The sequence below is a fragment of the Exiguobacterium sp. s35 genome, from assembly GCF_018617535.1.
Lineage (GTDB): Bacteria > Bacillota > Bacilli > Exiguobacteriales > Exiguobacteriaceae > Exiguobacterium > Exiguobacterium aestuarii.
This window is the reverse complement of the sequence record NZ_JACSKI010000001.1, coordinates 527,107-546,446: the sequence shown is the minus strand read 5'-3', so window position 1 is coordinate 546,446 and position 19,340 is coordinate 527,107. Positions and strand designations below refer to the sequence as shown.

Genomic DNA, 19,340 nt, shown 5'->3' with positions numbered 1-19,340 from the left:
ACTGAATTGTCTGAAAGAAAAAGTGTAGAACGCCTAGAAAATGGAAATATCCTTAAAAAATATTAGGAGGTCATTTATGAATCATTTATTACTCATTCACACAGGCGGTACGATCGCCATGTCTCAATCTGGCACAGGTCACGTCGAACCAAGCGATGTGAACCCGATTGATGCTACACTTCCGAAAGCGACGGACATCGCCCAAATTACGACAAAGCATTTTTCAAATATCCCATCTCCACATATGACACCAGATAAAATGCTTGAACTGGCTCAATTCATTCAACATGAATTGACACAAGACACGTATGACGGGGTCGTGATTACGCACGGAACCGATACACTAGAAGAGACGGCATATTTCTTACAGATCACGCTCGGCGCACCAGTCCCGATCGTATTGACAGGAGCAATGCGTTCCTCGAACGAAGTCGGATCCGACGGAGAATTCAATTTGATCACTGCTCTTCGAGTCGCGAAAAGCGAGGCGGCTCGCGGAAAAGGTGTTCTCGTCGTGTTCAATGGAGAGATTCACTCGGCATTCAACGTCACAAAAACACACACATCATCCGTTGATACATTTAAGTCGGTTCATTTTGGAAATGTAGGTATGGTCACAAAGGACCACGTACTCATCTATAGTCAACCGGCGACAAGACAGCCCAAAATGATTCCGTCCATCTCAAAACGGGTAGCAGTGTTAAAAGTCGTTGCAGGAATGGAGCCTGATTTGCTTGAATCTGTGATGACACTCGGATACGACGGACTCGTCCTCGAAGTGTTAGGACAAGGTAATGTCCCTCCGACACTTTTGCCAGCTCTCGAGCGCTTAGTAGAGGAAATCCCAGTCGTGATTGTCAGTCGTTGCTTTAACGGAATCGTCCAAGACGTATATGGGTATGACGGTGGTGGGAAACAATTAAAAGAGATGGGCATCATATTCTCGAACGGGTTAAATTCGCAAAAAGCTCGCTTGCGGTTACTCGTAGAACTCGAATCCGGGTCTTCTCAATCCGTCATGGAACATAGCTTTAGCTTCCAGCAATAACCTTGCGCTTCTGCGCCCCCTTCCCTACAATGAGCAAAGAGGTGATTTTCAGTGAATAAACAAGCCATTATCGTTGGCGCCGGGCCATGTGGTCTATCAGCGGCCATCGAGTTAGAGAAGATTGGGGTTTCTTGTACCGTAATTGAACGAGGAAATATCGTGGATGCGATTTATCGCTATCCGACCCATCAAACGTTCTTTTCATCTGCGAGTCTGTTAGAAATCGGGGATATTCCGTTTATATGTAAAGATCTAAAACCTCGGCGACAAGACGCACTCGTCTACTATCGCGAAGTCGTCACTCGTACCGGACTAAACGTCTATCCGTTCGAGACCGTCGAATCAGTTGAAAAAATCGATGACCGTTTCATCGTGACGTCAAGACATGAGCGTCGTGGGGAAACCGTCCGCGAGGCGGATTATGTGATCTTAGCCACAGGGTATTATGGACGCCCTCGTCTGCTCGACGTGCCTGGTGAAGAGTTGCCACACGTACACCATTATTTCCACGAGGCCCATCCATACTATCGACAACATGTCACCATCATCGGTGGGAAGAACTCCGCTGTCGATGCGGCAATCGAACTCGAGAAGGCCGGCGCATATGTAACGGTGCTTTACCGCGGCGACTCGTATAGTCCTTCCGTGAAGCCGTGGGTTCTTCCTAACTTCGATTCACTCGTCCGACATGAGAAAGTTCGAATGGAGTTTGAGGCGACGATTGATCGAATTACCGAAGACGGTGTCCATTACCATCAGCATGGAGAAGAAAAACACGTCTATGCCGATCACATTTTCGCGATGACCGGATATCAGCCAGACCATCATCTTTTCGAAAATGCTGGTATCACGATCGATGACGAGAGCGGTGTCCCGACATTTGATGAGGAAACGTTCGAAACGAATGTCGAACATCTGTTCATCGCCGGCGTCGTCGCTGCCGGGAACGATGCGAATAAGATTTTTATCGAGAACGGTCGATTCCACGGGAAAGCCATCGCAGATACAATCACAAACCGTATTAAAGTATAAAAAAAGTTCGGTCAACACGTGTTGACCGAACTTTTTTTACTTAGACCCAACCACGGAAGCGTGACGCTTCCGCCATCTTACGAACACCGACCATATAAGCCGCGAGACGCATATCGACCTTGCGGGCTGAAGAAGTATTGTAAACCGTATTGAACGAATGAACGAGTACTTTTTCAAGTTTTTCCTCGACTTCTTCTTCCGTCCAATAGTAACCTTGGTTGTTTTGTACCCACTCGAAGTACGAAACCGTGACGCCACCACTCGATGCCAACACGTCTGGCACGAGAAGAATTCCGCGTTCTGTCAAAATCTTCGTCGCTTCGTTCGTCGTCGGACCGTTCGCCGCCTCCACTACGATGGACGCTTTAATGGCATCGGCGTTATCTTCCGTGATTTGATTCTCGATGGCAGCTGGCACGAGAATGTCACAGTCGAGCTCTAACATCTCTTTATTCGAGATCGTGTTTTTGAAGAGCGTCGAAATCGTACCGAATGAATCGCGACGGTCTAACAAGTAAGGGATGTCCAAACCGTTCTCATCATGGATGGCACCGTAAGCGTCACTGACCGCGATCACTTTCGCTCCCGCATCATACATAAACTTCGACAGGAAACTACCCGCGTTTCCGAACCCTTGAACAACGACACGTGCACCTTTTAGCTCAATACCACGGCGTAGTGCCGCTTCTCGAATCATGATGGCCACACCTTTCGCCGTCGCTGTCTCGCGACCGTGTGAGCCTCCAAGAACAAGTGGTTTACCTGTGATGAATCCTGGTGAGTTGAATTCATCGATTCGGCTATACTCATCCATCATCCAAGCCATGATCTGCGAGTTCGTGAACACGTCTGGAGCTGGGATGTCTTTTGTCGGTCCTACGATCTGACTGATCGCTCGCACGTAGCCACGGCTCAATCGTTCGATTTCACGGAAACTCATCTCACGTGGGTCACAGACGATTCCGCCCTTACCGCCACCATAAGGCAAGTCGACAATCCCCGCTTTTAAGCTCATCCATACAGATAGTGCTTTAACTTCTACCTCAGTTACGCTCGGGTGGAACCGAATTCCCCCTTTTGTCGGTCCGACCGCATCGTTATGTTGAGCGCGATAACCCGTAAAGATTTTTGTCGAGCCATCATCCATGCGAACTGGGATCCGAACGGTCAGCATGCGAAGCGGTTCTTTCAACAACTCGTACATCTCGTCTGGATAGCCGAGCTTATCTAATGCTTCGTGAATTACCTCTTGTGTCGATTCCAAGATGTTTTTTCGTTTTTGATGACCTTTTTCTTGATCCGTAATCATGAAGGTTTCCTCCCCTAAATTGTCAATTCTCCCCCAAGAATTAACCTCGTATTCGTTTAAAAGTATAGCCGATACGCGCTCAATTTGAAAGGGTTTTACAAAAATAATGAAAGCGTTTTCTTTAAGTGTGGAATGATACAGATGTCTTACTTCGACTCGCGTTCGAGCGCGAGCTCGATAAAGCGGTCTAATAGCTCACCGTAAGAAATCCCGACTGTTTTCGCGCTGTCCGGGAACAAGCTTAACGGCGTCATCCCAGGTAACGTGTTTGTTTCTAAAATGTACGCCTCTCCTGCTTCGGATACGAGGAAATCAGAACGCGAGTATCCTGAACATCCGAGCGCGCGATGCGCCATGACAGCCGCCTGTTGCACTTCTGTCGTCAATTCATCCGAAATTTCAGCAGGACATACGTGAATCGAACCACCTTCTGTATACTTCGACTCGTAGTCGTAAAATTCATTTTTCGGAATGATCTCAATGACCGGAAGGGCTTGTTCTTTTCCAAAATTCCCGATAACCGGTACAGTCAGTTCTTTCCCCTTAATGTATTGCTCGACTAAAACCGCTGAATCACATAGAAATGCCTTCTCAATGCCAGCACGCAACATCTTTTCGTCCATTGCGATCGTCAAACCGTTTGACGAACCTTCTTGGGCAGGCTTGACGACACATGGGAACTCATTTCCCCACTCGGCTATTTTCTCATCAATCGAATCAACAGATTCAATCAGCACGTCGCGCGCCACACGGATGCCCGATGCCGCGAAGATGATTTTCGCTCTTGCCTTGTCCATCGCAAGAGCCGATGCCAATACACCTGAACCTGTGTACGGGATCCCAGCCATTTCAAGTAATGATTGAACACGGCCATCTTCGCCGTATTTCCCATGTAACGCACTGACGACGACGTCGACGTTTAACGTCAACAACTCGTTCGCGCGCTCTGGATGAAAGTCGATTGCCGTGACTTCATGACCACGTTCCGTCAATGCCTCAATCATCCCTTGTCCGCTTGTGAGGGATACCTCACGCTCTCCTGACACTCCACCATACAATACAGCGACCTTCATTCCAATCTCTCCTTCAACTAACTACTGAAAATTCATGTCTAATCATAACACGGGCATCTTAAAAACAATAGGAACAGAAAAGTAAAAAAAGCCGTACTTATGCGAATGCATCGTACAGCTCTTTCACAGCATGTTCAGTTTGAATCGTCTTTCCGTATTCCATCATGACGTACGGACTGACTGTAGTCGTCTTTCCATATTCGGACAAAATGGCGGCGAGTCGTTCTTCCAGTTTCTCAGGAAGCACTTCCACGAAGTGAAGATAGTATCGACCCTCATAATGATAAAGTGCCCCACCTTGTTCGGTTTCATGTATATGTGGAAACAATCGAATCGAAGCGTTAATCACATCTTCGAGATCATCGAACTGATAAATCAAATGATGGATGACGTCGATTGTCAGGCGAATCTCAACTTGTTCGAGATCAAGCTCTGCAATGGCTTCACCTTTTTGAACGTCAATGACGAGGCCATCTCGAGGAAACATCGTCACATTCAAGTCAACCGCTCCTTGCGGAGAGAATCCGTACTCACTTTCTGCTGTCTCAAGCAATTCTTTCCACAGCTGTTGACCGTTTTCCCCCACGATCGTATCGATGGCGATTCCACGTAATGTAAGCTCATTCGCAGTCACATATACACGAAGATGTTCTTTTGTTTGTTTTTCAAATCTCAATCGAAAACCTCCAGTGAATATTCAATCCTACTAATAAGCTACTCCCGTTTTAATCCCGTGTCAAATAGTTGATAACCATTTCGTCCACTCTTCAGGTGAATCGCCAAGAAATGCATCTTCGAACCGATCACGTTCGAGGCTAACCGCATATCCACCGGCCCCAATCTTCAGTTCAGGATGCTCTTCTTGAATATAGCCCATCGCCTCGATTAACTGAGGAATGTGATCCGTCAATGTGCACGCAAAAATGAGACAGGATGCATCGATGTCATGCAGCGCCTTGCTCAAGTCTTCTTTCGGGAATCCCGCTCCCAAAAAGATGACGTCGTATCCATGTTGGCGCAAGTAAAGTGTGACAAATAGAAGTCCGATTTCATGCATCTCACCGGGTGCACAGACACAAGTGACTCGCGGAAGGAACGGATTCATTGGCATTTGAAGTGACAATGTAGATAGACGAGCCCGTAAAAAAGCTGTCGCAAAATGTTCATGGGCGATTGTAATCGACCCTTGCTCCCATTGAGAGCCGATATCCATCAGAAGCGGTCCAATGATGTCTTTCGTCACCTTTTCAAAGCTAAACGTATTAAAAGCACGATTGATCAAATCATGTGCGGTCCGCTCATCAAAGGAAAGCAACGCCTGAAGCAAGCCGTCCTTTAATTCCTCATCGTAAAGCTTGGCAGACGTCGGTTCCGGTTCAGGTGCCTGATGGAGCTGTTGAATCGCTTGTGAGACGGATAACCCTTCTCTTTGCTTCTCTACCACCCATTTGATTTTTTCGACATCTTGATCTGAATACAGGCGGTGACCTGATTCGGTCCGGCTCGGTACGATAAATTGGTATCGACGTTCCCAGGCACGAATGGTCGTTGGATTGACACCGGTCAACGTCGCCACGGTCTTAATGGAGTATTTCGGCATCTCCGCCCTCCTCTCCTATTCGTTCTATGACATAAGTATATCCTCAATTGAAAAGGTTTACCCCTTTTATTGTGCAATCCAGTATTTTTCAAAAATAAAAAAAAGGCGCGAACATCGTCCGCACCTCACCTTAAAATATGGCATCTCGCCCGATATATATGAAAATGAGAATAATCGCTAACATGGCGAAGGTCAATGTCATCGCCAACGGGCGCTTCATCAAGTTATCGTTCAACTTTCTCTTCCGTTCATGTTCTTGCCTCTCCGATCGAGACGGCAACGTATCCGCCAACTGCTCGCGTAAAGAATCTGCCTGATTCCGATGTCGCAACGTATGCCCTCCTTTACCTTTTTTATCATTTTACTATGATATTATTCAAAGGAAAAGATTTGCGTCAACCGTATTTTCCATTCTGTCACATTTTTTCGGACGATTCGTGTTGTCTCCGGAAACTCAATCGCCCCACATTGGTCACAACATTCTTCTTGGTCGATTGTCGACTCCGAAAAATAGCGAAGCAAATAATCACGTCGGCACGTACGGATGAGTGCATAATCCATCATCTGTCCGAGTTGACGATATCGATCACGTCTTCTTTCTTTTACCCAATCGAGCGCCTCTTGAAGCGAACGTTCAGACAACAACTGTTTCAAAAGTAAGAACTTCGGATCTTCTTCGTTCATCCGCAATATACGAGATAACTGCGAAACCGACGTGGCGTTCTCGCGTTCAAAATACGCCAAACGGATGTCTTCGTCTTTCGGATATTGACCGTCAATCAAAAATTGTTGGATGCGCTCGTCTCCGTCTGCATAGAGGAGGACAGCAAACGCCGGCTCTCCATCACGACCCGCTCGTCCAATCTCTTGCATATATGCTTCGACCGTTGCAGGTATTTGAAAATGGATGACGGAGCGGACGTTGTCTTTGTTTACCCCCATCCCGAATGCACTCGTACACACCATGACCGACACTTCGTTCCGTAAAAATTGAGATTGCACGAGTCGTCGGTCTTCTGTCGACATTCCACCGTGATAAAATAACGCATCATCTAGTTCAAACGCCAATGCTTCCGCTTCTCGACGGGTCGCCGTATAGACGACAGCCGGTTTCGGAACGTCTCGCACCAATTCTTTTAATCGTTCAAGTTTCTTTTCTTTTTCGAGCCGTTCGACCATCAATCGAATTTCCGGTCGATTCGCAGAATGAACGAACTGCTCAGGTGAAAAGAGTGCCAGTTTTTCAACGATGTCTTGCTTCACGCTTTCAGGTGCGGTCGCTGTGACCGCCATGCATTGCGGGCTTCCGATTTGTTTACGCAATTCCCCTAATCGGGCATACTCCGGTCTAAACTCATGACCCCATTGGGAGATACAATGCGCCTCGTCAATGACGAGCATTTGAATCTTGACGTTCGAGAGTGCTCGTGTGACATATGGCACTGCCAACTGCTCAGGTGATAAATATAGAAAGCGATAGCGTTTCAAGTGATTGATGATCTCTTGCTTTTCTTCTGCTGATTCCATCGACGTCAATCGTGCGACACCTCGTTCTCCACGTTCTCGAATGTGAAGCATTTGGTCTTCAATCAAAGAGAGCAGTGGTGAGACGATGACCGTCAATCCTCCGTTCTTGATATATGAGGGGAGTTGAAACGTCAACGACTTTCCTGCCCCTGTCGGCATGACTGCCAATACATCCTGACCCTCTACAACGGAATGGATGATTTCATGCTGACCTGGGCGGAACGTATCATACCCGAACACACGCTTCAATGTCGATTCATACAAATGTCTCACCTCGTTTCAGTCTTGCGAACACAAGACGTATTTGAAAGTAGCTAACGTTTCCCATCTCTTCAAATATCGGTTTCAACGCCCAACTGTTCGGATGTCGAAGTCTCTCGATCGTGACAATTTCTTCGGCCGGGACGAACTGATCGAGGGGAAAGATGTCTAAGTACATCGCCATCTCTACCACATGATCTTCAATCGTACTCGTCCGTAGTCTACGTTGTGACTGAACTTGTTGGAACGAATACCCTTTCAAAAAGAGTTCGTATGATTCCCGTGCCGAATAGGTCATCCGCTCTGTCGACAATCCATACGTAAATCCTCGTAACTTCGCATCTTCCGGTAACGCTATCAACAACTCATTCCATCCAGCCAAAAAATAGAGTCGAGCCGTCTCGGCATCCACATCGAGTAGGCTAGCAATTTGTTCATAAGTCAGACCGGTTTCAAATGCTCCCGTGAATCGATAGACGACCGCCGTCGCATATGGATCTCCGATTTTTTCGAGCGCAATCTCGATTTCGTGATGAAACGATTGCATCAGCACTTTCCAATCTCGGTCGAGTTGCAATAATCGCTTTACCCACTGTTCTGCAGGTCGATCGGCTTGGACTGGATAAAATGTTCGTTCATGTTCCTTAGACATAAACGTCTGTACGAAAAGGCTAAGCCGTTTCCATGTCGTCGCGTTAAAATCACGGCGCTCCCCACCTAATCGATTGAACAAATCCTCTACAGCTTCAGGGGATGCCAACATGTCTCCCGCTTCTGTCAGTTTAAACTGTTTGCGGTCTAACCATCCCCGCTTCTCAAGTCCTTTCAATAAGGACTCATATGCATACGTTGTTTGCGGAAACTGTCCAAAAACAGGTTCTAGTTCATAAAAGAACGCGTCTTGTAACGTTGTCGCCGAACGCTTTCCATTTAAGACATGGAATAGGCTGCGTTCACTTCGTTCTCCGTTTAATCGCTTAATGGCCAGCAGTAAAACTCCGTCTGCTAAATGAACCAAGTCGTCACATCCTTAAAAAAATCATTATCCTACCAAAAAGACACTCGTTTCCTCATTGAAATAATTGGGTATGTAGACTACAATTACTCGTAGACAGTAGATTGATTTCTAAGAGAAACGAACCGTTTGGAGGGTTATTATCATGGCAAAATTTACTATCGTCGATAAAGATACATGTATCGCATGCGGAGCTTGTGGTGCAGCAGCACCAGATATTTACGATTACGATGATGAAGGTCTCGCATTCAACTTGATGGATGACAACACAGGTACTGTTGAAATTCCTGATGAGTTATACGAAGACATGATGGATGCATTCGAAGGATGCCCAACCGATTCAATCAAAGTGGCAGACGAATCGTTCGAAGGCGATGCATTGAAGTTTGAATAATCCAAGAAAGACATATTGGTCATTTTGACCGATATGTCTTTTTTCATTTTCACTTCTCCACCGTACTCCAATCATGACAGCTCTAGCCAAGTATAACAAAAAAGGTTGTTTGGCTTAAGCACCAAACAACCTTTCTAAAATGGACATATGTCCTATTCCAGATTAGCGTTTTCCTTTAATATATGGAATACCGACTGACTTCGGTGCATCCGCACGACCAACGAGTCCAGCGAGCGCAAGAATCGTGAGCGCATATGGTGCAATCAAGAGGAGAAGCTGTGGCACGTTATTGATGACCGGCAAGTTGCTTCCGATAATCGAAAGTGCTTGAGCGAATCCGAAGAATAATCCGGCACCGAGTGCGCCGAGCGGATTCCACTTCCCGAAGATCATCGCGGCAATCGCCAAGAACCCTTGACCAACAATCGTTGTTCCGCTGAAGTTTGTCGTAACCGTAACGGCATATACCGCTCCGGCAAGGCCACCAAATGCACCAGAGAGCATGACGCCCATGAAGCGCATTTTTGTGACGTTGATTCCCATCGTATCGGCCGCCATCGGATGTTCCCCGACTGAGCGAAGACGTAGTCCGAACGGCGTCTTGAAGATGACGAACCAGACGACAAACGCTAATGCGATGGCAACAAATGACGTATATTGAACGTTAATGAAGAACATTTTTAGAACAGGAATATCTGACAAAAATGGTACGTTCTCTTTCGCAATACGATACTCGATAAAGTCAGTTTGACCTTTATTATAAAGCACACGTACAACGAAAATCGCGAGACCAATCGCAAGCATGTTAATCGCTACTCCAAGAACCGTCTGGTCCGCACGCCATAGGATGGCCGGAACAGCTAAGAAGAGAGAGAATAACGCTCCAACTACCATCGCAACGAGCAAGGAAATCCATGGGCTAAACGCACCGGCTCCTAAGTCTGTCAACGTGAGCGTTGTGATGATTCCTGTTGCGGCACCGATGATCATAATTCCTTCGAGTGCGATGTTGACGACACCCGAGCGTTCACTGAAAATCCCACCAAGCGCTGCGATAATGAGTGGAGTCGCATAGGCGAGTGCAACCGGTACGACGATATAGAGGACTTCTAAGAAGCTCATTTTTTCTCCACTCCTTTCTTACGATTTCCTTTAAGTTTCTCAATAACATAGTTGATGGCATAACCAGATGCCACAAAGATAACGATTGCTGCGATGATGACTTTGACGAGTTCAGACGGTACGTTCGCACCAAGTTGCATCGCCAATCCACCGATGTTCAATCCAGCAAAGAGAATCGCTGCAAGAATGACACCAACCGCTGTGTTTGCACCGAGGAGGGCTACGGCAATCCCGTCAAATCCAACACCTGTGAACGATGCCGAGAGCGTCATACTACCGAACGTCCCGAGACCTTCCATCGCGCCGGCGAGACCTGCGAACATCCCTGAGATGACAAACGAAAGGACGATGTTACGGTCAACGCTCATCCCTGCGTACTGAGAAGCATGTTTGTTGAACCCGACTGCACGTAACTCGTAACCGAGCGTCGTACGTTGAAGAATGTAGTAGTATACAATCGCTGCTAGCACCGCAACGAGGACACCCCAGTGAAGACGTGAGTACGTCGTCAACTCTTGTAACCATGGTGACGCAAGCGATGCCGATTCGTTGATTGAGTCTGTACGTTCGTTCGTCACACCGATGACGCTACGCAAAATCGCGTTCGTCGTGTAAAGCGCGATATAGTTCATCATGATTGATGTGATTACTTCGTGTACGTAAAACTTCGCTTTTAAGAAACCAGGAACGAAAGCCCAGATTGCGGCTGCGACCATCGCTGCAAGAAGTGCAAGCGGTAAATGGATAAACATCGGCAAATCGAAGTTGATCCCTACATAAACGGCTGCTACCCATCCAATCAATACTTGGCCTTCTACCCCGATGTTAAATAGCCCGGTCCGGAATGCAAAGGCAACCGCAAGACCCGAGAAGATAAGTGGTGCTGCTGCACGTAACGTCTCCCCGATGGCATACGGGCTTCCAAACATCCCTTCAAACAAGGAGATAAAGCCTTGAACAGGGTCGTACCCACCAATCAACATAACGATGGCTCCGACGAGAAGTCCTAAAATGATGGATAGGAATGGAATGAGAAGTTGGTTTAAACTTAATTTTTTCATTCTGTGTCGTCCCCTCTCTGACCGCCGGCCATCAAGAAGCCAAGTTCTTGTTCCGTCGTCTCTTTCGGATCACGAATTCCTACGATTTTTCCTTCATAAAGAACGGCGATACGGTCGGATACGTGTAAAATCTCATCAAGTTCGAACGAGATGAGCAAGACAGCACGGCCCTTTTCACGTTCTTTAACGAGTTGTTCGTGAATAAATTCAATCGCACCGACATCTAGACCGCGCGTTGGTTGTGCTGCGATGAGTAAATCAGGCGAGCGGTCGACCTCACGGGCGATAATTGCTTTCTGCTGGTTACCACCAGAAAGGGCACGCGCTGGCACATCGATGGATGGAGTTCGGACGTCAAACTTCTCAATCAACGCCTTCGCTTTCTCTGCCACGGCTTTATAATTCATAAGACCCCGTTTCGAGAAAGGTTCTTTATAGTACGTTTGAAGAACCATGTTGTCACGAATCGAGTAGTCAAGGACAAGCCCATGCTTATGACGGTCTTGTGGAATATGTCCGATGCCAGCTTCCGTCATTTTACGAGGTGTGTGCCCCGTCACATCTTTTCCATTGAGTAAAACTTTACCGGATTCTGGCTTTTTAAGCCCAGAGATTGCTTCAATCAGTTCCGTCTGACCGTTACCGTCAATTCCTGCAATCCCGAGTACTTCTCCAGCACGAATCTGTAAGTCTAATCCTTCAACGACTTTCAAACCACGACTGTCTTTGACGACAAGTCCTTGAACGTCAAGGACAACTTGTTGTGGATCGGCTTTCGAATACTCCGCATCGAAATTGACTTCTCGCCCGACCATCATTTCAGCAAGACTGTCTTCGTTAACGGTTTCGTCGACTTCAACCGTTCCGATATAACGTCCGCGGCGAATGACCGTACAACGGTCTGCGACTTGCATAATTTCCTTCAGCTTGTGCGTGATCAAGATGATCGACTTACCTTCAGCAATCAGACGTTTCATAATTTGGATAAGTTCTTGAATCTCTTGTGGTGTCAACACTGCCGTCGGTTCATCAAAGATCAAAATATCCGCCCCGCGATAGAGCGTCTTCAAGATTTCTACACGCTGTTGCATACCGACTGAAATATCTTCAATCTTCGCGTCTGGATCAATCTTAAGTCCATACTGTTCTGAAATATCCATGACCTTTTTACGGGCTGTCGCACGGTCAATCGTTACACCGCTCTTTGGCTCAAGTCCGAGGATGATGTTCTCTGTGACCGTGAATTTTTCAACAAGCATAAAGTGTTGGTGGACCATCCCGATCCCAAGTTCGTTGGCGATGTTCGGGTTTTCAATATCCACTTTTTTTCCGTGCACACGAATCTCTCCGCCTTCAGGCTGATAGAGACCGAATAACACGTTCATGAGCGTCGACTTCCCCGCTCCGTTCTCTCCGAGAAGCGCATGGATTTCCCCTTTGCGCAATTGGAGTGTAATATTGTCGTTCGCAACGAACGTACCGAACTCTTTGCGAATATTTAGCATTTCAATTACATATTCCAAGGAAGTTCACCCCTAACTTTAAGTAAAGGGAGACCACATGGGTCCCCCCTTCACTCAAATGAATTATTTTACGTTTTTCATGAACTCTTCGAACTCAGCGTCAGTTGCTGGTGCAGTAAGTTCTCCGTCAACCAATTGTGTACGGTATTCTTCAACTTTATCGAGAATCTCTTTTGAAACGTGCTTATCAGAAGTTTCTGCGATGCCGACGCCGTCATCTTTCAAACCGAACTCGATGATTTCGCCACCTGGGAATTCTCCGTCCATCGTTTGTTTCGATACGTCATAAGTAGCTGTATCTACACGTTTGACCATTGACGTAAGTGTAACGTCTTCTGGAAGACCTTCTTCATACTGGTCACGGTCAACCCCGATTACCCAAACTTCTTCGCCGTTCTTCTTACGGTTTTTCGCTTCTGTGAATACCCCTACACCTGTACCACCAGCTGCGTGATAGATGATGTCCGATCCAGAACCGTACATACCTGAAGCGATTGCAGTTCCTTTTTCAGCCGAGTTGAAGTCTTCTGCATACTTCACGTCGATTGTTGCTTCTGGGTTTACAGCCATGACACCCGCTTTAAATCCATTTTCAAACTTTTTGATCAAGTCTGATTCTACTCCACCGATGAAACCAACTTTATCAGTTGTCGTTGAGAGACCGGCAATGACACCAACGAGGAATGAACCTTCTTGCTCTTTGAACGTGATCGATGCAACGTTTGGAGCATCAACAACCATATCGACGATTGCGAAGTTGTTGTCAGGGAACTGCTCTGCAACTTTTTGTACGTCTTCAGCCATCAAGAAGCCGATTCCGTAGATCAAGTTGAAGTTATCACGAGCCAATTGTTGCAAGTTTGGCTGGTAGTCCGCTTGCTTAGCTGATTGAAGATATTTGTATCCTTCGTTTTCAGTCAAGTCGTTGTCTTGACCGAACTTTGTGAGACCTTCCCAAGCAGATTGGTTGAATGATTTGTCATCAACACCGCCAGTATCTGTAACCATCGCTACTTTGAAGTCGCCGCCTTCTCCGCCTTCACCGTTTGAAGATGAGCCACCTTCGTTGTCATCGCCACCGCATGCTGCGAGTACTGTAGAGAGTGTGAGTCCTGCTGCTAAAGCTGAGAGAATCGTTTTCTTTTTGTTCATCATCGTCGTGTTTCCCCTTTCGGTTCATAACAAATTTTGTTGTCATGTTATCAGTAGTCTTTACACCGGTATAAGAAAGCGCTTTCACGCTGTTCCCCAAAAATAACTCTTCCGTTCATAAACTGTTCGGTTACACTCGTTTACGTACGACATGGAAGTCGAATCGATCAGCTCGGAAAAAGTTGGCCGAATCGAGTAATGGTAAATCACTCTCATCGTAATGCAATTGTTTTAATGCGAGTAACGGTTGGTCCGTCTGAAGTTGTGACGATATTTCAGAGCTGACACTCGGTTCGATGTGCGTGATTGCATATGCGACTCGACGTCCTACCTCTTTTTCGAGAGAGTCAAACAACGACTTCCCTTCGGTCAATGCCTCAGGATTTGAGACGAGATGGGCCGGCACTTTGTCGACACAATAAACGACCGGTGTGTCATCCGCATATCGAATTCGAACGATTCGATAAATCGGTGAGTTCGGCTCAATCTTGAGACGCTCGGCTTCTCTCTCTGTTGCCAACACTTTCTCGGCCACCAATACTTTCGTTCCTGGTGTCATTTTTGCACGTGTGATCATATCAGTAACACTGAATAATTCCTCGATCCCTGATGTGAATGGCGGTTTAGAACTAATAAACGTCCCTACCCCATGTTTTCGCACGACAAATTTCTCATCTTCGAGAATTCTTAGCGCTTCACGAAGTGTCGCTCGACTGACTCCGAGTTGCTTCGAAAGCTCAAACTCTGAAGGTAATTTCTCACCTTCACGATAGACACCAGCGTCGATATCTTGCTTAATTTTCTCAATCACTCGAAGATAGAGCAATCGATGATCGAGCTTAATCGACATTGGCCTCACCACCTTTAATTTACTTACCAGTGCTCAGACATCTGACGTATGAATGTCCTTGCCAATATTAAGTATAGGGATTCGAGAATTAGAACGCAATACTTTTTGTTCGGAATCAAGGAAATATTTTAAAAAACCATCTCGAACCGTACCTCTGAGTCCATTTTACTCTTTTCGATTCAGTTTGAAAAACTTTTGTAAAATGTAAACGTTATTAAAAAATGTAAGCGTTTCAGACGTTTTTAAAAGTATGTACTAATAAACGATATAGGTCATATGTGCTATATTACATGAATATTATAACGAACCTCTCTGATTTGCGCGAATATTTCCATATTGTTTAAAAAGCAATAAAAAACGAACGATTGAATATATTGATATACAATCGTTCGTTTATACACTTATTCATTTTGTTCGTTTATTAAAACTTTTCGAGGTTTTGAACCTTCTGACGGACCTACGTACCCCGCCTCTTCGAGCGAGTCAATTAAGCGTGCGGCCCGATTATAGCCAATTCGAAATCTTCGTTGAATCATCGATGTCGAAGCCGTTTCTTGGGTGACGATGAATTGAACGACTTCTCCGAACAATGAATCATCGGAGTCGATTGTCGTCACCTCTTCTTCTTTCGGCATCATCGCTTCCACATACTGTGCTCGTTGCTGGGCGATGACATGATTGACGACCGTTTCGACTTCTTGATCGGAAACGAACGCACCTTGGACACGTACTGGTTTGTTCATCCCGTTTGCAAGCATCAGCATGTCGCCACGCCCAAGTAGTTTCTCTGCTCCTCCTCCGTCCAAGATTGTCCGGGAATCGGTTTGTGAAGAGACTGCAAACGCGATTCGAGACGGGATGTTTGCTTTAATGACCCCTGTAATGACGTCGACAGATGGACGTTGTGTCGCCAAGACCATATGAATCCCTGCGGCCCGTGCCATTTGTGCGAGGCGCATGATGGCGTCCTCGACGTCATTTGAAGCGACCATCATCAAATCCGCCAACTCATCGACAATGACGACAATAAACGGTAGACGCTTCGCATCCTCATCATCGGACTGATCGACGAGTTCATTGTATCCTTCAATGTTACGGACACCATAGCGACTGAACAACTCATATCGTCTTTCCATCTCGGCGACGACTTGTTTCAATGCCTGTGCTGCTTTTTTCGGGTCTGTGACGACCGGTGTCAACAAATGTGGGACGCCGTTGTAGACATTCAGCTCAACCATTTTTGGGTCGATCATCATGAGACGGACCTCGTCTGGTCGAGAGCGCATCAGTATGGATACAATCATTCCATTAATACAGACTGATTTACCAGAACCTGTCGATCCGGCCACGAGTAAGTGTGGCATTTTGTTTAATGAGATGCCAACAGTCTCCCCACTAATGCTTCGTCCGAGTGCGACGAGTAGCTTTGAATCGTCCTGTCTCACTGGGTCTGCTTCAAGCACTTCTCGTAAACAGACTGGAGCGACTTCCTGGTTCGGTACCTCAATTCCAATCGCCGCCTTACCCGGGATTGGTGCCTCGATTCGGATGTCTTTCGCGGCAAGTGCAAGTGCGAGATCATCGCTAAGCGAAGTGATTCGACTGACCTTCACCCCAATGTCCGGTTGTAACTCATACTTTGTGACGGTCGGCCCAAGGTGAATTTTTAATACTTTCACGCCTACACCAAACGACTTTAATGTCTTCACCAATTTAGCGGCATTCTCTTTTAAACGCGCATTTTCTCCAGATAAATCGGTGATTACCGGTTCTTTTAAATTGGAGAACGGAGGGAGTTCATATGTGTCCGAGACGTCTTGCGCCGCGGTCATCATCATTTCCTCGGTTGAAATGGAAGCGTCTGTTTCCGTAGAAGGTGCCGCTTTGGTTTCCTCTTTTTTCTCTGCCACCACTTTCTCACTGAACCCGACAATCGGGATATCATTCATCGTGACCACATCTGACTCCGATTCTACATCCGAATCGGCTTCTACCGGCAACGGTTTAGGCGAAGATTTACGAGACCCTTTCGGTTCCTGCTTCTGCTTGATCTCTTGTTTTTTCTCAACTTTCGACCTTGACTGCCATTCCTTTTTCACAGCCACAACAGATTCCTCTAGACGATGGTAAATCGTTCCCCAAATCGTTGGCACATAAAGGGATACGCCGACAATCAGACAGACAATGCCTAAAAAGATGAGGCCGAAGTCAGAAAATAAGTATTGGTTTAAGCCATAAAGTGCACCGTTGACGCCGCCTCGTTCTTCTCCCCACAGTAAATCACCAAACAGTAAAAAGGAGGCGGTCATACTGAACAGTCCAGCTCGCTCCATAGGTTTCATCGGTTTCAGTAAAATCCATAATAAGATGGCAATCATCAGATACGTGAGCGCACCCCAGCCACCAAACAGGTATTCGGACAAGTCAGATAGTTGTCGACCAATCCATCCGAAATCGAATAAGGCAAATACGAATGCGACGATGGAAAGAACGAAAATTCCCCATCCATATGTACGTGGCGCAATCGGTTGTTTTTTCCGTTTTCTCGTGTTTCGCGTTGCTGGTCGCTTCCGCTTCACGGGTGTCTTACTCGTTTTTTGAGCCACTTCAGTTCCTCCTAAAAAAAGAAGGCAAAAGTCTGATGACTTTTGCCTCACTCTCATTCCATTAAATCTCCATGATGATCGGCAAGATCATCGGACGACGTTTCGTCTGCTCGAATAAGAAGACGCTAAGTCGCTCGCGGATATTTGATTTCAATTCGGTCCAATCACTGCCAGCTTGCAGACTCTTTTCAATCTGTTTTGTGACAATACGGTTTGCCTCTGAAATCATTTCTTCCGATTCGCGCATATACACGAATCCACGTGAGATGAGTTCAGGTCCTGAAATCAATTTCTTCTGTTTCCGATTCAATGTGACCACGCAAAGCACGACCCCATCTTGTGATAACAAGCGACGGTCTCGTAAGACGATATTTCCGACGTCACCGACACCGATCCCATCAATCAAGACGTTACCTGCAGGAACTTTACGGCTCATGCGGGCTTTACGACCTGTGAACTCGACGACATCTCCTTTTTCAACGATGAAGATGTTGTTCGGTTTGACCCCTACTTGTTCAGCGAGTTTCGAGTGTGCCATTTGCATCCGGTATTCGCCGTGAATCGGTAAGAAATATTTCGGTTTGACGAGATTGAGCATCAACTTCAACTCTTCCGCCGAACCGTGTCCGGATACGTGAACTTTACGTTGGTTGTAAATGACGTTTGCCCCAGAACGGAACAATAGGTCAATCGTTTTCGAAACCGACTTCTCATTCCCCGGAATCGGAGTTGCCGCAATGACGACCGTGTCGTTCAAGCGAATGTTTACTTGCTTGTGCGCATTACGTGCCATCCGAGTCAACGCCGCCATCGGCTCCCCTTGAGATCCCGTCGTCAAGATGACGACTTTGTTGTCAGGAAGACGATTCACTTGAGATAACTCGACAAGTGTCTTCGCTTTGAAACGTAAGTAGTTTAATTTTTGTGCGACTTCGACGATGTTGACCATACTGCGACCAACGACCGCGACTTTGCGGTCATTCGCTTCTGCGGCTGCAAAGACTTGTTGTAAGCGGTGAACGTTCGAGGCGAATGATGCCACGATGACACGACCTTCGGCTTGATAGATCACATCGTTCAATTCAGCACCGACAATCGATTCTGAACCGGTTTGACCCGGACGCTCTGCGTTTGTTGAATCGGAAAGCAATGCAAGTACTCCGCGCTGCCCAATCGCCGCCAATTTGTTAAAGTCAGATTGTTTCCCGTCGACTGGCGTGTAATCAAACTTGAAATCTCCGGTATGGACGATGGCACCTTGAGATGTTTGAATACAAACACCGACGCAGTCGGGAATCGAGTGATTGACGCGGAAGAACGTGACGAGATGATCAGCGATAGTCAATTTCGTTTTGGCATCAATCATGCGAAGGTCGACTTCTTTCAACAAACCGGCCTCTTTTAATTTCAGTTCAATCAATCCGAGAGTCAACTTCGTCCCGTATACCGGAACATGTTTTAAATCGCGTAGGACGTAACTGAGTCCACCAATATGGTCTTCGTGACCGTGAGTGATGAAAATCGCTCGGACGCGATCCTTGTTTTCTTTTAAATAAGTGATGTCTGGGATGACAATATCAATCCCGAGCATCTCATCGCCTGGAAACATGAGACCGGCATCGATGACGAAGATGTCGTCGTCTAGCTCCACGACGTACATGTTCTTCCCGATTTCGCCTACGCCTCCAAGCGCAAAGACGCTAATATTCTCTGTCTTCTTTTTTGACACTAACAAAAACCTCCTAAATGTTTCATATTCTGTTTCGT

At 46.5% G+C, this 19,340-nt stretch carries 17 protein-coding genes; 3 read left to right on the top strand and 14 right to left on the bottom strand.

Features of this window, described 5'->3' with window-relative positions:
* Window positions 1–76: 76 nt before the first annotated feature.
* Both KNO75_RS02785 and KNO75_RS02780 read left to right on the top strand, forming a co-directional pair.
* Window positions 77–1,048 carry an asparaginase gene (locus KNO75_RS02785; RefSeq protein ID WP_214819686.1) on the top strand — a complete coding sequence of 324 codons (972 nt, stop codon included), beginning with the start codon at window positions 77–79 and terminating at the stop codon, window positions 1,046–1,048.
* Between the two features lie 51 nt (window positions 1,049–1,099).
* Window positions 1,100–2,080, top strand: a complete 981-nt coding sequence (locus KNO75_RS02780; protein WP_214819685.1) for a YpdA family putative bacillithiol disulfide reductase — start codon at window positions 1,100–1,102, stop codon at window positions 2,078–2,080.
* 40 nt (window positions 2,081–2,120) lie between these two features.
* Here KNO75_RS02780 and KNO75_RS02775 read toward each other — a convergent pair whose 3' ends face one another.
* From KNO75_RS02775 to KNO75_RS02745, 7 genes are all read right to left on the bottom strand, one after another.
* Window positions 2,121–3,389 (bottom strand): Glu/Leu/Phe/Val family dehydrogenase, encoded by a 1,269-nt coding sequence (locus KNO75_RS02775; protein ID WP_015881453.1) that lies wholly within the window; start codon window positions 3,387–3,389, stop codon window positions 2,121–2,123.
* Between the two features lie 146 nt (window positions 3,390–3,535).
* Window positions 3,536–4,462: a D-alanine--D-alanine ligase gene (locus tag KNO75_RS02770; RefSeq protein WP_214788675.1), complete on the bottom strand. Its 927-nt coding sequence runs from the start codon at window positions 4,460–4,462 to the stop codon at window positions 3,536–3,538.
* A 97-nt stretch (window positions 4,463–4,559) separates the two neighbouring features.
* Window positions 4,560–5,138, bottom strand: a complete 579-nt coding sequence (locus KNO75_RS02765; protein WP_214819684.1) for an adaptor protein MecA — start codon at window positions 5,136–5,138, stop codon at window positions 4,560–4,562.
* 60 nt (window positions 5,139–5,198) lie between these two features.
* Entirely contained in the window at window positions 5,199–6,062 is an 864-nt protein-coding gene (locus KNO75_RS02760; RefSeq protein WP_214815942.1) for a MerR family transcriptional regulator, read from the bottom strand.
* A gap of 130 nt (window positions 6,063–6,192) precedes the next feature.
* Entirely contained in the window at window positions 6,193–6,393 is a 201-nt protein-coding gene (locus tag KNO75_RS02755) for a hypothetical protein (RefSeq protein ID WP_074034648.1), read from the bottom strand.
* A gap of 41 nt (window positions 6,394–6,434) precedes the next feature.
* Window positions 6,435–7,862: a RecQ family ATP-dependent DNA helicase gene (locus tag KNO75_RS02750; RefSeq protein WP_353047451.1), complete on the bottom strand. Its 1,428-nt coding sequence runs from the start codon at window positions 7,860–7,862 to the stop codon at window positions 6,435–6,437.
* On the bottom strand, window positions 7,846–8,868 hold the full coding sequence (locus KNO75_RS02745) for a YpbB family protein (protein WP_214819682.1): 1,023 nt from the start codon (window positions 8,866–8,868) through the stop codon (window positions 7,846–7,848). Before KNO75_RS02745 ends, KNO75_RS02750 begins: the two co-directional genes overlap by 17 nt.
* 142 nt (window positions 8,869–9,010) lie before the next feature.
* Between KNO75_RS02745 and KNO75_RS02740 the strand changes: the two genes are divergently transcribed.
* Complete coding sequence (locus tag KNO75_RS02740; RefSeq protein WP_214740203.1) at window positions 9,011–9,259, top strand: ferredoxin; 249 nt, start codon at window positions 9,011–9,013, stop codon at window positions 9,257–9,259.
* Between the two features lie 162 nt (window positions 9,260–9,421).
* Here the strand turns inward: KNO75_RS02740 and KNO75_RS02735 are convergent, their stop codons facing one another.
* The 7 genes from KNO75_RS02735 to KNO75_RS02705 form a co-directional block, all read right to left on the bottom strand.
* Window positions 9,422–10,381, bottom strand: coding sequence for an ABC transporter permease (locus KNO75_RS02735; RefSeq protein WP_214745401.1), 960 nt, complete (start codon window positions 10,379–10,381; stop codon window positions 9,422–9,424).
* Window positions 10,378–11,442: an ABC transporter permease gene (locus KNO75_RS02730; RefSeq protein WP_214788691.1), complete on the bottom strand. Its 1,065-nt coding sequence runs from the start codon at window positions 11,440–11,442 to the stop codon at window positions 10,378–10,380. Before KNO75_RS02730 ends, KNO75_RS02735 begins: the two co-directional genes overlap by 4 nt.
* Window positions 11,439–12,965, bottom strand: a complete 1,527-nt coding sequence (locus KNO75_RS02725; RefSeq protein WP_214794030.1) for an ABC transporter ATP-binding protein — start codon at window positions 12,963–12,965, stop codon at window positions 11,439–11,441. The genes KNO75_RS02730 and KNO75_RS02725 overlap by 4 nt, the downstream gene beginning before the upstream one ends.
* Window positions 12,966–13,028: 63 nt before the next feature.
* The gene (locus KNO75_RS02720) at window positions 13,029–14,117 is read right to left on the bottom strand and encodes a BMP family lipoprotein (protein ID WP_214789852.1); all 1,089 of its coding nucleotides are present in this window, start codon (window positions 14,115–14,117) and stop codon (window positions 13,029–13,031) included.
* A 130-nt stretch (window positions 14,118–14,247) separates the two neighbouring features.
* Window positions 14,248–14,967 carry a GntR family transcriptional regulator gene (locus KNO75_RS02715; protein ID WP_074034655.1) on the bottom strand — a complete coding sequence of 240 codons (720 nt, stop codon included), beginning with the start codon at window positions 14,965–14,967 and terminating at the stop codon, window positions 14,248–14,250.
* 401 nt (window positions 14,968–15,368) lie between these two features.
* Window positions 15,369–17,573, bottom strand: a complete 2,205-nt coding sequence (locus tag KNO75_RS02710) for an FtsK/SpoIIIE family DNA translocase (protein WP_214819680.1) — start codon at window positions 17,571–17,573, stop codon at window positions 15,369–15,371.
* A 61-nt stretch (window positions 17,574–17,634) separates the two neighbouring features.
* Window positions 17,635–19,302, bottom strand: coding sequence for a ribonuclease J (locus tag KNO75_RS02705; RefSeq protein ID WP_074034657.1), 1,668 nt, complete (start codon window positions 19,300–19,302; stop codon window positions 17,635–17,637).
* Between the last annotated feature and the right edge of the window lie 38 nt (window positions 19,303–19,340).

What these genes read in the sequence shown, in the direction of transcription:
- KNO75_RS02785 (WP_214819686.1), top strand. Translation starts at nt 77, where the DNA reads ATGAATCATTTATTACTCATTCACACAGGCGGTACGATCGCCATGTCT.
- KNO75_RS02775 (WP_015881453.1), bottom strand. Translation starts at nt 3,389, where the DNA reads ATGATTACGGATCAAGAAAAAGGTCATCAAAAACGAAAAAACATCTTG.
- KNO75_RS02770 (WP_214788675.1), bottom strand. Translation starts at nt 4,462, where the DNA reads ATGAAGGTCGCTGTATTGTATGGTGGAGTGTCAGGAGAGCGTGAGGTA.
- KNO75_RS02760 (WP_214815942.1), bottom strand. Translation starts at nt 6,062, where the DNA reads ATGCCGAAATACTCCATTAAGACCGTGGCGACGTTGACCGGTGTCAAT.
- KNO75_RS02740 (WP_214740203.1), top strand. Translation starts at nt 9,011, where the DNA reads ATGGCAAAATTTACTATCGTCGATAAAGATACATGTATCGCATGCGGA.
- KNO75_RS02735 (WP_214745401.1), bottom strand. Translation starts at nt 10,381, where the DNA reads ATGAGCTTCTTAGAAGTCCTCTATATCGTCGTACCGGTTGCACTCGCC.
- KNO75_RS02730 (WP_214788691.1), bottom strand. Translation starts at nt 11,442, where the DNA reads ATGAAAAAATTAAGTTTAAACCAACTTCTCATTCCATTCCTATCCATC.
- KNO75_RS02720 (WP_214789852.1), bottom strand. Translation starts at nt 14,117, where the DNA reads ATGAACAAAAAGAAAACGATTCTCTCAGCTTTAGCAGCAGGACTCACA.
- KNO75_RS02715 (WP_074034655.1), bottom strand. Translation starts at nt 14,967, where the DNA reads ATGTCGATTAAGCTCGATCATCGATTGCTCTATCTTCGAGTGATTGAG.